Genomic DNA, 14,504 nt, shown 5'->3' with positions numbered 1-14,504 from the left:
TGTAATCTGGTTTCATTTCTCCCCTATTCATTTAAAAATGAAGTCACATCTGTTACATATATGTACTCTGTTTGATTTTTACTTTCCTTTCCATCTGCAGTAAAGTATTCTTTCTGCATGAAAATGTTGATTTTCTTACTTTGATTCCACAGTGCAATATCATAATTGGGTTCCCACTCTTCTAAAGATGAACCTGTTATATCAATCATTTTTTCTGTTATAATTTCCATACCTTGCAAGCTTAATTTTGCAATAGAGGCCTTTCCGCCTCTCTCATCATCCCGAAAAAGCACATAAATATCTACATCTTCCCCTACCCCATTCACCAGAATCTGCGGTCTGGCACAGGGAAGTTGCCTGGTGCCTGCCCCGGACAGATCAAAGTTGCTATTTCGGATATCAGTGTTATAGATAATCCATTGTTCTCCGGTAAAACGGATTACATTATACTGGACTACACCATTTACCCTCCAATAGGAGATGATATATGGCTTGTCCTCCCCGTCTGCTGTCATAGCGGTCTGGTTAATCAATGCACTCCCCTTTGGAATATGATAGATTGGCTTCGCTCTGTCTTCTGTAATCGGCAATGTCTGCACTTCACCAGACGAATTCACAAAAGTGCTACCACTTGCATCTGAGGAAACTGCGTACGACAAGTTATAATTTGTAGAGGCATCCGCGGTTTCTCTCCAAACCCATGATATATGCAATTTGCCCATACTATCAACACACGCCTGCCAATAAGGAGAAATTCTTCCTTCTCCGGAAATCAGATTATCCTGTACTCTCTGCCAGCTTCCTGATGATACGCTATATCTGTTCAGAACTATGTTTCCATTTCCTGAACTTCCGTTTCTGTATAAGAAAAACATATCCCCGGAAGGCTGCACATAGAATTCCGGATATGTCACGTTGTTCTCCAGGGTCCCTATCATTTGTCCTGGAATCATTGTCATCGTTCCGGGAGATTCTGATTTTGCATACATCAATGCTCCTGCATGCCGGCTCCATGCCATATGAAGATAGCCGGCTCCATCAACTGCCAGAGATACCACATTGTGTGCATCCGCGATATCACCTTTAAAGTCTGTCCACTGATAACTCCATTCCCCTGCATTGGTTCGCCTGGCAAGTACAATTGTTCCATCAGAATCATAGTATGCACAATATTGAATCTGATTCCCGCCGGCATCCACATGTGTTGTTACGGCGCTTTTCCGAAAAGCAGTTGAATTCACACTATTCCCCGCAAAGGCCTGGGTCAGCCTACTATAATTAAAGCCCTGAGAATTGTTAAAGCTCAGATTTTCTGCATTATTTTTCTCTATTTTGGATTGTGAAGCCCAGGCTCCTGTGTAGGTGACATCATTTGCTTTTCCATAAAGAACAGTTAAATCTGCAGGACCACTTTGAATACTGTTTTTTATGTAGTATGCATTTTGTCTCCGCACGCAAAGCGTATCCATACCGTCTCCATCCCAATCTCCTACCAGAACTTCATCTCCTGCTTTTCCATATATTATGATAGAATCTGCGGCGCCACTGGATATGCTGTTTTTAAAATGGTACTCTTTTCCCCGTCTCACACAGAGCGTATCTAATTCATCTCCGTTCCAATCTCCAATCAGTACCTTGTCTCCTGCTCTGCCATATTGTATGACAGAATCAGCTTCTCCACTGGATATGCTGTTTTTAAAATAATAGGTATTTCCTCTTCTTACACAGAGCGTGTCAAGACCGTCTCCATCCCAGTCTCCAACCAGTACTTCATCTCCTGCTTTACCATATTGTATCACTGAGTCTGCTTCTCCGCTGGATATGCTGTTTTTAAAATAATAGGTATTTCCTCTTCTCACACAGAGGGTATCCAGACCATCTCCGTCCCAGTCTCCGACTAGTACTTCATCCCCTGCTTTGCCATATGCCACCACTTTATCTGCTTCACCATTACCCAATGTATTTTTGAAGTAATAGACATTTCTCCTGCGCACTACTAAAGTATCTGCACACTTCTCTATCCTGCATGACGCAGTTCCTTTTTCAAACTTTTGATAAGCATGGCCATTTTTTATAATCTGTTCCCCGAGAGGGACCCCAAGACTCTCTACTCCTCCACTGGAAATAAATGTATTCAGCATAGGAAGCCGTATACTATAGGTTCCATAGTCTGAAGTGAAAATCATGGCATTCTCATACTCATAAAAGGCAACTTTTGTATTTTGTATTTGTCCCTGACTTATTAATTGACCAAAATTAATTTCCTCAGTATTCTTTTTCCAATAAGTCTCAATTTTATTCTTTAGAGAGGTTTCTACCTTGACTATCACCAAATCTGAAAAAACAGGAGCAAACTGGTCATCCCTGCTATCCAGAGTTTCCGGTGTAATACCCTTCCCCTGTCCCCAGACAACATACTCTCTTTCATCTTGTTCCATACTCTGCGGTATATCCTGCTCTAGACTCTGACCTGCATTTTGCTCAGTACTTTGCCCTGTGTTTTGAGCTGCACTTTGTTCAGTACTTTGGCTTGGATCTTGACCTGCATTCTGTTCCAAATTCTGACTGGCATCTTGTTCTGAATTTTGCCCCTCATCCATTCCAATCCCAGTAGTCCCATCTTCATATGTTTCGGTACTATTTTCTATATCCTCTGCATAACTGATATTAGAAACACTTACCAGCATCGCCGCTAAAAGGCAAATTCCTTTCTTCCATTTCATATGTCAGCTTGTCCCCTCTTCGTATTCTCCCTCTCTACTTATAAACACACAAAAGCACATGTACCCTTTTGGATACACATGCTCTTCTCATCCTTAACTTTCAAATAACTTCTCCGGATATACTCCCGCATCAATCAGTCCCCTTACTGCTGAAACCACAGCATCTTTATCTTCCTTATAAGTTACTCCAAACCACATGTCCTTTGATCTCAGTACTTTAACATCCAGTTTATTTTTCTTCAGCAAATCTCCTATCATAGTAGGAAGCAGATATTCGGCCTTCAGGTCTGACTCATCTACCTTACCTAAAAATTCCCGAAACCCTTGTTCTAATATCTGGAAAAACTCCGGCCTTAATCCCCACATGTTCATGGATACCGGAGACTCTAAATCTATCTCCTGCATTCCGTCTGCTTTCTGCACAACGGCTCTGCCATTCACCTTCTCTATATTTTGCGTCTCCACTATCTGGGAAAGCATTCCCTTATCATCAACTTTACATACACCACGGGTCACTGCCCCGTTATCACTAAGTGTATTTTTCAGTACAAAGCTAATCATGCAGATTTCCAGACTATCTTTACAGGCTCCCCCTGTCAAGTATTCATAACCTTCCTTAAAAGCCTGCTTTCCATAATAATCATCCGCATTGATCACAAGAAACGGTGCATCTACCACGTCCTTACAGCAAAGAATGGCCTGTCCAGTCCCCCAGGGTTTTGTTCTTCCCTGGAATCTCTCTTTATATATATCAGGTATGTCATCTACTTCCTGATAGGCATAATCCACGTTCACAATCTTTTCGATACGGCCACCAATTACTTCCTTGAAATCTTTCTCCAGATCCTTCCTGATTACAAATACAACCTTATCAAATCCTGCTTCTATAGCATCATAAATGGAGTAATCCATGATAATTTCCCCATTTGGTCCCACCGGCTCCAGTTGTTTGATGCCTCCTCCGAATCTGCTTCCAATACCTGCCGCCATGATCACTAATGTAGCTTTACTCATTATCTTCTCCTTATCTTTTTTCCGGCACAACCTGCCGTTTTATTCTCCTAAACCGTCTTCTACAATGCGTATCATTTCTCTGAGGGCTGCTTCTTCATCTTCGCCCTCACACACAATTTTGATTTCATCCCCACTTTTGATACATGCCCCCAAAACGCTCAGGACACTCTTTGCATTTGCAGTTATATCCTCCGTTTTTGTCTTTTTCTCTATGGTGATTTTACTTCCATACTGCATAGCAGTTTTGCAGAACAACCCTGCCGGTCTGAGGTGCAGACCCGTTGGATTCTTAATTGTAACTTTTTCACTAACCATCTCTAAGCTGTCCCTCCTATTATCTGTTCTCTGTTGTTTCTTCCTGCTCCGTTTTCTCATCCTTCTCTGTCAGGACCACCTTTACAGTGGGCTTCTTCGTCAGGGTAATATTCGCCGCCGTTTCTATATTTACCGGTACTTCGTATGTGCCCGGCTTTGTATATGCTTTTAAATCTATAGAGGCTGCATTCCTGATATCCAGGCTGTCCAGGACCTCCTGAATACCTTTAAACTGCAATTCTATATCCGTATTTTCATCAAAAGATACCCTAAGATTATTCTGCAGGTTATTCACACGGATAGCTTCTACCGAAAGCTCTATCGTCCGTGTCCCTTCCTGTTCAATGGATATTGTCACAACAATATTATTTGCAGTTTCATCCACCAGTTGGGTTCCCTCAGGCAGGTAGGGCAGGATATCTATCGTCTTTTCCAGCTTTTCCGCTGCTCCGGTTATATCTATCTCTGATGCCGGAATTTCTAGTTCCTCAAAGCCCTCCAAAACCTCTGCCGTTCCGGATACTTGTATTTTATCAGGCTCACAAGTAAGTCCGCTGAAAATATATCCCTCTTCTGGAATACCAGAAACGCCAAAATTTAAAGCCACACTTTTTGTGTTAAGCATCTGAACATTTACTGTAATTCCGTCGCTTCCCAGATTGTCTTTTAACTGAGACCTATCCACCACATTTCCATTACTGTCATAATATATCAGTTCTGCCTGCAGTACAGTTGTCTTGGACAAACCGGATACATCTACCTTTGCAACTGCCTTATCTATACTGTTGACCAGTGATTCCGCACCGCGAACTGTTATTTTTTCAGGATTTGTGGTCATTTCACCCACCACAAAGCCATCTCTTGGAGTACCTGATGCACTGACCGTCAGAGGAAATACATTTTTTGTCTGGTCTTCAGTCTTTACTCTCAAATTGACCGGCATTACCTCGGTGGTATAACGGCCCTCATATCCCGGAATCGTAGCTCTGATGGGAATCAGCGAATCAATCTGCATCTCACTCATATCTGCTGTTGCAACAATATTATTGGCGGACAGCTTGGATAAAACAGAACGCTTTGCCTTCACAACAACGCTTACGGTCTGCGTATCATCCAGTATTTTATATGTTTTTCCTTCATTTGTTACAATTTCCGGATTTTTTACTGTAACAGGGATATTACGGAAAGTGGATGTTTCCACCGGGTCGTCAACATTTACAACTATCAGCCACAGGAAAGCAGAAAAAACAAGAGCCATAACCTTCAGCCCCAGATTATTCGTAAACTTATACTTCTTCATGCCTCTGCCGTCCTTTCCATATAGTAAATTTCTTATGTTCAGAAGTTCTATACTGGATTTGACTCAGCCTTGACGCAAGATATTCAGGCGTAATTCCTCTTACCAATTGTCCTCCCATTGCGACTGAAACCTGACCTGACTCTTCTGATACAATGATAATCAGGGCATCGCTTACCTCACTCATTCCAAGTGCGGCCCTGTGCCTGGTTCCCAGTTCTTTGCTAATCTGCATGTTATCTGAAAGCGGCAGATAGCAGGTGGCAGATGTGATTCTGTCTCCCCGTACAATGACCGCACCATCGTGAAGCGGTGTATTATGTTCGAATATATTCAGCAAAATCTGAGTTGAAACTTTACAGTCCAGTTCAATCCCTGTCATCTCATATTCTGTAAGCCGGATAGCCTGCTCCACAACAATCAGAGCACCCGTAGACACACTTCCCATATCAAAACATGATTTGACAAGAGCTTCCAGTGTCTCATCAGAAAATCTTTGATTATCCTTGCTTCTGTCAAATGGATTGATATTACTCAACAGATTCTTTTCTCCCAGCTTTTCCAAGGCACGACGCAATTCTGGCTGAAACACGACCACGGCGGCAATTGCCAGCACGTTGATAGACGTTTTAGCAAGGTATAATATTGTATGCATCTGAAAAATTGCAGCCAGTAATATAAACGCTGCAAGGACTATCATTCCCTTTAAGAGCATCCAGGCCTTTGTATTTTTCATCCAAAGCATAATCTCATATACAATGACTGTTACAATGAGAATCTCTATCACATCAGTCAGGTGGACATTCGGAAAGTACATGTCACTTACATAGTTGTCAAAAAAATTTCTAATCCACTGTTCCATTCTGCCACCTCCTGTCTTAATTATTTGCACTTATGGCGAAGTAGATACCCAAAATCCTCTCTTTTTAAAAACGGCGGGAATCATCTGTAGGGTTATCATCTAAATTATCTAATCCCAGCTCCTTTGTAAGACTTCTGGTCAGCAAAATATCGTCTGCTGCAATGCCAGCATCTACTCTGCCCGCTTTATTTCTTGCTTTAGGAACAACAGGCCCTGCTTTCGGTCTGCGGGATTTTACAGTTCCTTTTCTGTTTGCAGTATTGACAGCCATTGTTCCCTTGCCGCCTTCACCTCCCTCAAATTGTTCCTGTCTTGCATTAATATGTTTTACACTTACCTCAGGCGCAGACACGACAATCTTCGGAACCGCTTTTACATAATAATAGTATTCATCATCTTCAAATTGCATACGCTCCGTACTGGAATAATCTACAGAAAAGAAGAGGAATTCCAAAACTAAGCCTACTACGAAAGCAAGCACTCCGCTCAATACCATAGAACCATATGAGAGATGAACATCCAAAGCCACATTTCCCACAGCTCCAATGACAATGGCAATGATAGATCCTGCTGCTGAGCCAATCTTCCACGCATGGTCCACAGACCTTGTGCGGATTGCATATACAATCAAAAGGCTGACAACAACTGCCAGAACCATGACCCACATTTCTTTATTGGTCAAAGACTGCTTTGCAAATGCCATCAAACTATCTACTAATCCTTTTGCATCCCCTCCCTTGAGAGCGGAAGAAGACATTTTCACATAATGCAGTATATAATAAACAATTGTTCCAAATGCAGCCGGAAATACACATATTGGTCCTCCTAAAAGACCAAAGGCTACCGGAATTACAAATGGGACCTTTAAAGAAAATGCAATGGGAGTCAAAAGAACAATCCATGCCCTTTTCGGTGTGAATCTGAAGTAGAAAATGTACATAATAAGAAAAATAACCAAAGATACCAGCATTATCGGCATAGACAATGCATAGAAATGCAGCATTATCAGTACTGTGGCCGCAATCACCATCACAACTAAAGGCAGAAATGCACAGACTGCTGAAAGCCCAATTGTACACAGTATCGATGAAGCAGCCTTCATAAAGCCAATATTGGAGTTGATAAGGCCAAATACACACAGTCCCAAAATAAACTGTAATACTTTTATAATATAGATGGAAAACCTGGCGTAGATTTTCTGCAGTTGTTCTTTCCAGACAAGTAATGTGCTCATATTCTTATTTTTTCTCCTTCATATACATCTTTCCTAAATGGGATAAATCCCTATAATATTTCTTTACGCGCTGCTTTGCCTGATTATGCTTTGATCTGTAAAAACCCGACGCACAGACACAGTATATTATTAGTAATATAAGATATGCACCAACTGCAATTGATACGGCTATAATAAACTTTGTTATTGTGAGATCCTTCAATAACGCATCTATATTGCTGATTACAATAAGGCCTGCTGCCAGCACATATCCAATGGTAATCCAAATAGCTGTAATCAATGTGTTAAGACTCGTATAATCCTTTTTATAGTAGCTGCTGATTTTTAAATCGTCCGGTGCCAGAGACTTCTCATACCCTGCCATCTTCGTCATCAGCCTGATTCGATTTTTATCTAACATTTTGTCACCCCAACATATTTTAAGGAAGTTCTGTTTAAACATCGTTTTTAGTATATCATATATTCAGAGCCCTTGTCCAATGCTTATAGTTAAAAAGTACACTTTTTCAGCGCCCGCAAGCTTCAGCATATAAGCTGCTTTATGTATGGTACTTCCTGTTGTATAAATGTCATCTACAAGCAGTACAGCCTTTTTCACCCCCTGCTGTTTTGATACTGCAAAAGCACCCTTTAGGTTACGGATTCTCTGCATATTATCCAGATTCTTCTGGGGCCTTGTGTTTCGGACACGGTACAGGACCCTTTTATTCACAGGAATATCCAGAATCCTGCCCAATTCCTCCGCCAGTATATCTGCCTGGTTATATCCCCGGGCCCTTTTCCTGGCCGGGTGAAGAGGAACTGGAATAATTTCTTCAATTCCCCATCTGTGAATGTGACTGCCGCATGACTTTGCCATCTCCGCTGCAAATATCCTTCCGTAATATCTTTTATTCTTATATTTGAACCTGTATACTGCCTGGGAAACAGGTGCATAATGCCGCCACACGCTGCGCCCCTGCTCATAGGACGCCGGATGTCTCAGGCAGTCCCGGCAATATTCCTGCTCTTCTTTTTCCACCGGTTTACCACAGCGCATGCAGCGGGGTTCTCCAATATATACAATCTTTTTCATACAGACCGCACAAACTCCTTCTGAACATATTTTCCTGCAAAAGGGGCAGACAGGCGGATACAGAAGATTTAAAAATCCTGAATATGCTCTGCCAGGCTTGTATAGCGGTTTTGTTCGTCTTTGTTTTGTATCATTTCCTGAAATGTTATATCACTCCCTACAATTGTCAGGCATTTTTTTGCACGTGTTACTGCTGTATAGAGCAAGTTTCTGTTGTACAGCATCCTGGGGCCCTGCAGCAAAGGAATAATGACAGCAGGGTATTCACTCCCCTGAGATTTATGTACAGTTATGGCATAGGCCAGCTCCAGTTCTTCCAGCATTTCAAATGAATATTTTACTTTTCTTTTTTCATCATATTCTACCTCTACTGTATCATCATAGGCATTAATCGCTGTTATGATTCCCATATCACCATTGAAAATCCCCATGCCCTTATCCACAGTCAGGCCAAATTTTGTACAGATTTCCCATTCCAACTGATAATTGTTCTTAATCTGCATGACCTTATCGCCTACACGGAACAGGCGCTGTCCATGCTCTTTCTCCGCTTTTCCCGGCGAAGGGGGATTCAGATATTTCTGTAAAATGGTATTTAGACGTTCCACACCCAGCAGCCCCTTTCTTGTCGGTGTCATAACCTGAATTTCTAAAGGGGAAGCATTTACATACTTAGGAAGTTTCTGTTGTATCAGTGTAATGACCACACTGATAATAGCATCCGGTTCCTGCCGTTTCAAAAAAAAGAAGTCCCGGCTCTTATTATTTAATACAACCGGCTGGCCCGCATTAATCTTATGGGCATTCACTACAATATCGCTCTCTCCTGCCTGGCGGAAGATTTTTGTCAATGTTACAACTGGAAAACTGGCTGATGCAATAATATCTCTCAGAACACTTCCAGGACCTACGGACGGAAGCTGGTTCACATCACCCACCAGAATCAGCCGCGTTCCTTCCACCACCGCAGACAAAAGCCCGTGCATCAGCGTCAGATCTACCATAGACATCTCATCAATAATCAGCACATCTGTTTCCAGCGGATTCTGGCGGTTTCTCATGAACCCATTTACATTTCCCTCTTCTTCAGGGTTCCCGCTGACCTCCAAAAGACGATGAATTGTCTGCGCCTCATATCCGGTGGTTTCCGTCATTCGTTTTGCAGCCCTTCCTGTAGGAGCTGCCAGGAGAATGTTCATACCTTCACTTTCAAAAAACTGTATCATCGTATTAATTGTTGTGGTCTTTCCTGTTCCGGGACCTCCGGTTAAGACCAATAGTCCATGCTTGATGGATTCGATGACCGCCCTGTGCTGCATTGGATCCAGAGAAATTGCTTCTTTCTCTTCCACCTGCTGCAGCCGTTTCTCCATAATATCCTCCGGCATATTGCAGTCAATATTCAGATCATGTAGCATTCTGGCAGTATGCAGCTCAAGATAATAATAGCGGGCAGGATAGATTCTGATTTCTCCCTGCACTTCTTTTAGTACCGTCTTTTTCTCAATGCAGAGGTCCATAACATATTTTTCCATGTCCTGAATTTCCACTCCAAGAAGCTGCTTTGTGCGTGCCATCAGAACTTGTTCCGGAAGATAAATATGCCCTTCTCCTGCTGCCTGCTGCAGTGCATAAAAAATACCGCTTCGGATTCTAAAATCAGAATCTACATGAATTCCTACTCTGGAAGCAATTTCATCAGCCGTTTTAAACCCTACACCTTCTATGTTGTCAGCCAGCTGGTAAGGATTTTCTTCCAAAACCTGATATAACTTTATTCCATAATATTTATAAATTTTAACAGCCAGGGTGGTAGAAATTCCATACTTCTGCAAATAGATCATCGCTTTACGCATGTCCTTTTTCTCTTCCACCTGTCCTGCAATTTCCCTTGCTTTTCTCTCACTGATTCCTTTTACTTCTGCCAGCCGCTCCGGTTCCTCTTCTATAATGCGGAAGGTATCTTTCTTAAACTTCTTGACGATTCTTCCGGCTAAAGCCGCGCCCAAACCTTTTACCGCACCTGAGCCCAGATACCGCTCAATAGAAACCAGATCTTCCGGTTCTTTCACTTCATGGGAACTGACTCTGAGCTGGCTTCCATATACATTGTGATTTACAAAATCACCATGCAGCTCCAGCATTTCTCCCTCATTTATAAAGTTGAAATTCCCGACACAGGTCATTTCCCCCTCTTCATTTTCCAGATTGAATACAGTATATCCATTATCATCATTCCGGAACACAATATGTTCCACATATCCGGTAACTACTTCCACAAGTATCTCCTCCGTGCTTATGTACTTTATAGTAACTGTTCAGTACAGGACTGTGCAGTAAATGCACAGTCCGTGCGAAAACATTGAATACGCAATAGCAAGCCCCATCGCCAAAGGCGATTTTCATGGGCTTGCGGTGTATCTGTTCATGGTTCTGAACAGATATACTCTATACATAAGTTAAGACAGACTTCTTCCGGCATCATCTTCCACACCTTTTGAAGTAGCCTGTCCCATCCCGACATTCTTCCTTAGAAATCGCTTCTGCCGCTCATAAACTCCACAAACTGCCCGGTCCCGATTGCCACAACCTTCATGGGATCTTCCGCAGTCATCGTATGAATCCCTGTTTTCTCTTCTATCAATTCTTCCAGGCCTCGAAGCATAGAGCCTCCCCCTGTCAGAACAATCCCCCGGTCCAGGATGTCCGCAGATAACTCCGGAGGGGTCTGTTCCAGTACCGCAATCACTGTCTCCACAATCTGCCCTGCGGCCTCACGAAGCGCCTCCTCCGTCTCGGAAGAGGTTACCGTAACCGTTTTAGGAAGCCCTGTCACAAGATTCCGGCCTCTGACTTCAATCTTTTCCTCTTCTACAAGAGGATATGTTGTCCCTATTTTGATCTTAATATCTTCTGCAGTCCGCTCTCCTATCAATAGATTATGTTTCTTGCGCATGTAGCGGACAATTGCTTCGTCAAAATCGTCACCGGCAATTTTAATGGAGGTATTCACTACAGTTCCTCCCAAAGAAATTACTGCAATATCTGCCGTACCTCCTCCGATATCTACAATCATATTTCCACAAGGCTTTGAAATATCAATTCCAGCCCCGATAGCCGCCGCTACCGGCTCTTCTATAAGATGTACCTCTCTTGCCCCTGCTGCAAAAGTAGCCTCTTCTACCGCCTTTCTTTCTACCTCAGTAACCCCGCTTGGCACGCAGATACTGATGCGCGGTTTTTTAAATGTTCTCCTGCCCAAAGATTTCTGTACAAAGTATTTAATCATCTTTTCCGTCACAGTATAGTCAGATATAACCCCTTGGCGGAGCGGACGTACGGCCACAATATTCCCTGGTGTTCTCCCCAACATCAGGCGGGCTTCCTCTCCGATTGCCTTGATTACATTTGTATCCCTGTCAAATGCCACCACTGATGGTTCTTTCAGTACAACACCCTTCCCCTTTACATACACAAGCACACTGGCTGTCCCTAAATCTATTCCGATATCTACAGACATTTTAACTCTCCCTTCCATTACAAACCCTTATTACTCTTTTCGCTGCTCATTTGTATTTCACTGCCAACCGCAGAAATTTTCCAGATGTATAGTATTGTTTATTCGTTTTGCTAACACAGCTTTTCCAAAGTTGCACCAATAGTATAATAAAATTTCCCCAAAATGGAAACCCTTTTTTCATATTTTTAGTTTTTCTTAATGATTAGGAAAATGGTTTTTACAAAATTCGTTTTTTTAACATAGATGATATTAGTATGGCACCAACGGCAGTATTTTTATACCCACCCGGACAGCGATGCCTTATGATATGCAAAACACAGAACAGACATTCGATTTTTTACTGTACTTTTTTAATATATTCTGCTATAATCAAATCTAGTACAAAAGTTTTTACGCTTACAAATGAGTTCATAAAGGAGGAGCTTTCATGGATCATTTTGAATTAATATCTGAATATTCCCCTACCGGTGACCAGCCTCAGGCAATTACTGAACTGGTGAAGGGTTTTCAGGAAGGCAACCAGTGCCAGACTCTGCTGGGTGTTACCGGCTCAGGCAAGACATTTACCATGGCCAATGTTATCCGGCAGTTGAACAAGCCTACTCTTATTATAGCCCATAATAAGACATTAGCGGCACAATTATATGGAGAATTTAAAGAGTTCTTCCCCCATAACGCAGTAGAATATTTTGTCAGCTATTATGACTACTATCAGCCTGAGGCTTATGTCCCCTCATCTGATACTTACATTGCCAAGGATTCTGCTATCAACGATGAGATTGACAAACTCCGTCTGTCTGCCACTATGGCACTGGCAGAACGAAGAGATACCATTATCATAGCCAGTGTTTCCTGCATTTATGGCCTTGGAAGCCCGATGGATTACCAAAACATGGTGGTTTCTCTCCGTCCGGGTATGATTCGGGACAGGGATGAAGTGATGGCAAAGCTGATTGAGATTCAATACGATAGAAATGAGATGGATTTTCATAGAGGAACCTTTCGTGTACGCGGTGATGTACTGGAAGTGATCCCTGCCAATTCTGCCGATACAGCAATCCGCATTGAATGGTTTGGTGATGAGGTAGAGCGAATTACTGAAATTGATATCCTGACCGGAGAGATTAAGGATGAACTGAAACATGCTGCCATATTTCCCGCCTCACACTATGTGGTAGATAAAGAAAATATTGTGAGGGCTGTGACCGCTATTGAGGAAGAGCTGGAAGAACGGGTAAAGGAGTTCAAGCGCCAGGACAAGCTGCTGGAAGCACAGAGAATTGCAGAGCGCACGAATTTTGACATCGAAATGCTCAAGGAAACAGGATTCTGCTCCGGAATCGAGAACTATTCCCGCCATATGGCAGGACTTGCTCCGGGACAGCCTCCCTACACCCTTATTGATTATTTCCCCGATGATTTTATTATTATGATTGATGAGTCTCACAAGACGATTCCTCAAATCGGCGGAATGTACGCAGGCGACCAGTCACGTAAGACAACTCTTGTGGAATACGGGTTCCGTCTGCCCTCGGCAAAGGATAACCGTCCACTGAATTTCGAAGAATTCGAAAGTAAGATAAATCAGGTTCTGTTTGTCTCTGCAACCCCGGGTCCCTATGAGGAAGCACATGAACTTCTGAGGGCCGAACAGGTAATCCGCCCCACAGGTCTTCTGGATCCCCAGGTGGAAGTCCGTCCTGTGGAAGGACAGATTGATGACCTGATAGGAGAGGTAAACCGGGAAGTTTCAAAGAAAAACAAAGTGCTTGTTACCACGCTCACAAAAAGGATGGCTGAGGATTTAACAGACTACATGCGTGAAGTCGGAATACGGGTAAAGTATCTGCACTCTGACGTGGATACCCTTGAGCGGACCGAGATTATCCGGGATATGCGCCTGGATGTATTTGATGTCCTGGTGGGAATCAACCTTCTGCGTGAAGGACTGGATATCCCTGAGATTACACTGGTAGCTATTCTGGATGCTGATAAAGAGGGATTTCTCCGTTCAGCAACCTCGCTGATTCAAACGATAGGACGTGCTGCAAGAAATGCAGACGGTCATGTTATTATGTATGCAGACATCGTCACAGAATCCATGAGAACCGCAATGGAAGAAACACAGAGACGCCGTACAATCCAGATGAAGTATAATGAAGAACATGGTATTACACCTCAGACAATCCAAAAGGCTGTCCGTGATTTAATCAGTATTTCCAAAAAGGTCGCTGCTCAGGAGCTGAAGCTGGAAAAAGATCCGGAATCTATGAGTAAAAAAGAACTGGAGAAATTAATTGCCGATTTATCAAAGCAAATGAAGAAGGCGGCCGCGGAACTGGATTTCGAATCCGCTGCAGAACTTAGAGATAAACTTGTAGAATTAAAAAAGACCTTGAATAATATAGACAGCTGACAGGAAGGGTTACAGTTCACACCCGACGGGTGCGCACTGTAACGATAT

11 protein-coding genes are annotated in these 14,504 nt (G+C 42.7%); 1 reads left to right on the top strand and 10 read right to left on the bottom strand.

What is annotated here, in order from left to right; genetic code table 11:
- Positions 1-23 precede the first annotated feature (23 nt).
- From A8805_RS16465 to A8805_RS16420, 10 genes are all read right to left on the bottom strand, one after another.
- The gene (locus A8805_RS16465) at positions 24-2,723 is read right to left on the bottom strand and encodes a BNR repeat-containing protein (RefSeq protein ID WP_109713158.1); all 2,700 of its coding nucleotides are present in this window, start codon (positions 2,721-2,723) and stop codon (positions 24-26) included.
- Positions 2,724-2,816: 93 nt separating this feature from the next.
- A complete protein-coding gene (locus A8805_RS16460; protein WP_109713156.1) occupies positions 2,817-3,737 on the bottom strand; it encodes a nucleotidyltransferase family protein in 921 nt (306 codons plus the stop codon).
- A gap of 39 nt (positions 3,738-3,776) precedes the next feature.
- Positions 3,777-4,052: an HPr family phosphocarrier protein gene (locus A8805_RS16455; RefSeq protein WP_109713154.1), complete on the bottom strand. Its 276-nt coding sequence runs from the start codon at positions 4,050-4,052 to the stop codon at positions 3,777-3,779.
- A 19-nt stretch (positions 4,053-4,071) separates the two neighbouring features.
- Positions 4,072-5,352 (bottom strand): YbbR-like domain-containing protein, encoded by a 1,281-nt coding sequence (locus A8805_RS16450; RefSeq protein WP_109713152.1) that lies wholly within the window; start codon positions 5,350-5,352, stop codon positions 4,072-4,074.
- Positions 5,339-6,211 (bottom strand): diadenylate cyclase CdaA, encoded by an 873-nt coding sequence (gene cdaA, locus A8805_RS16445; RefSeq protein ID WP_109713150.1) that lies wholly within the window; start codon positions 6,209-6,211, stop codon positions 5,339-5,341. The genes A8805_RS16450 and cdaA overlap by 14 nt, the downstream gene beginning before the upstream one ends.
- 64 nt (positions 6,212-6,275) lie before the next feature.
- Positions 6,276-7,445, bottom strand: a complete 1,170-nt coding sequence (locus tag A8805_RS16440; RefSeq protein WP_109713148.1) for a hypothetical protein — start codon at positions 7,443-7,445, stop codon at positions 6,276-6,278.
- A 4-nt stretch (positions 7,446-7,449) separates the two neighbouring features.
- Positions 7,450-7,845 carry a hypothetical protein gene (locus tag A8805_RS16435; RefSeq protein WP_109713146.1) on the bottom strand — a complete coding sequence of 132 codons (396 nt, stop codon included), beginning with the start codon at positions 7,843-7,845 and terminating at the stop codon, positions 7,450-7,452.
- 63 nt (positions 7,846-7,908) lie between these two features.
- Positions 7,909-8,550 (bottom strand): ComF family protein, encoded by a 642-nt coding sequence (locus A8805_RS16430; protein ID WP_330405984.1) that lies wholly within the window; start codon positions 8,548-8,550, stop codon positions 7,909-7,911.
- Positions 8,551-8,588: 38 nt separating this feature from the next.
- Positions 8,589-10,799 (bottom strand): ATP-dependent RecD-like DNA helicase, encoded by a 2,211-nt coding sequence (locus A8805_RS16425; protein WP_109713142.1) that lies wholly within the window; start codon positions 10,797-10,799, stop codon positions 8,589-8,591.
- Positions 10,800-11,050: 251 nt separating this feature from the next.
- A complete protein-coding gene (locus A8805_RS16420; protein ID WP_109713140.1) occupies positions 11,051-12,040 on the bottom strand; it encodes a rod shape-determining protein in 990 nt (329 codons plus the stop codon).
- Between the two features lie 427 nt (positions 12,041-12,467).
- On the opposite strand from A8805_RS16420, the gene uvrB reads away from it, so the two are divergent.
- On the top strand, positions 12,468-14,456 hold the full coding sequence (uvrB, locus tag A8805_RS16415; RefSeq protein ID WP_109713138.1) for an excinuclease ABC subunit UvrB: 1,989 nt from the start codon (positions 12,468-12,470) through the stop codon (positions 14,454-14,456).
- Positions 14,457-14,504 lie beyond the last annotated feature (48 nt).

Origin of the sequence: Faecalicatena contorta (assembly GCF_003149105.1) — a bacterium.
Taxonomy (GTDB): Bacteria; Bacillota; Clostridia; order Lachnospirales; family Lachnospiraceae; genus Muricomes; species Muricomes contortus_C.
This window is presented reverse-complemented; position numbering and strand designations above follow the sequence as displayed.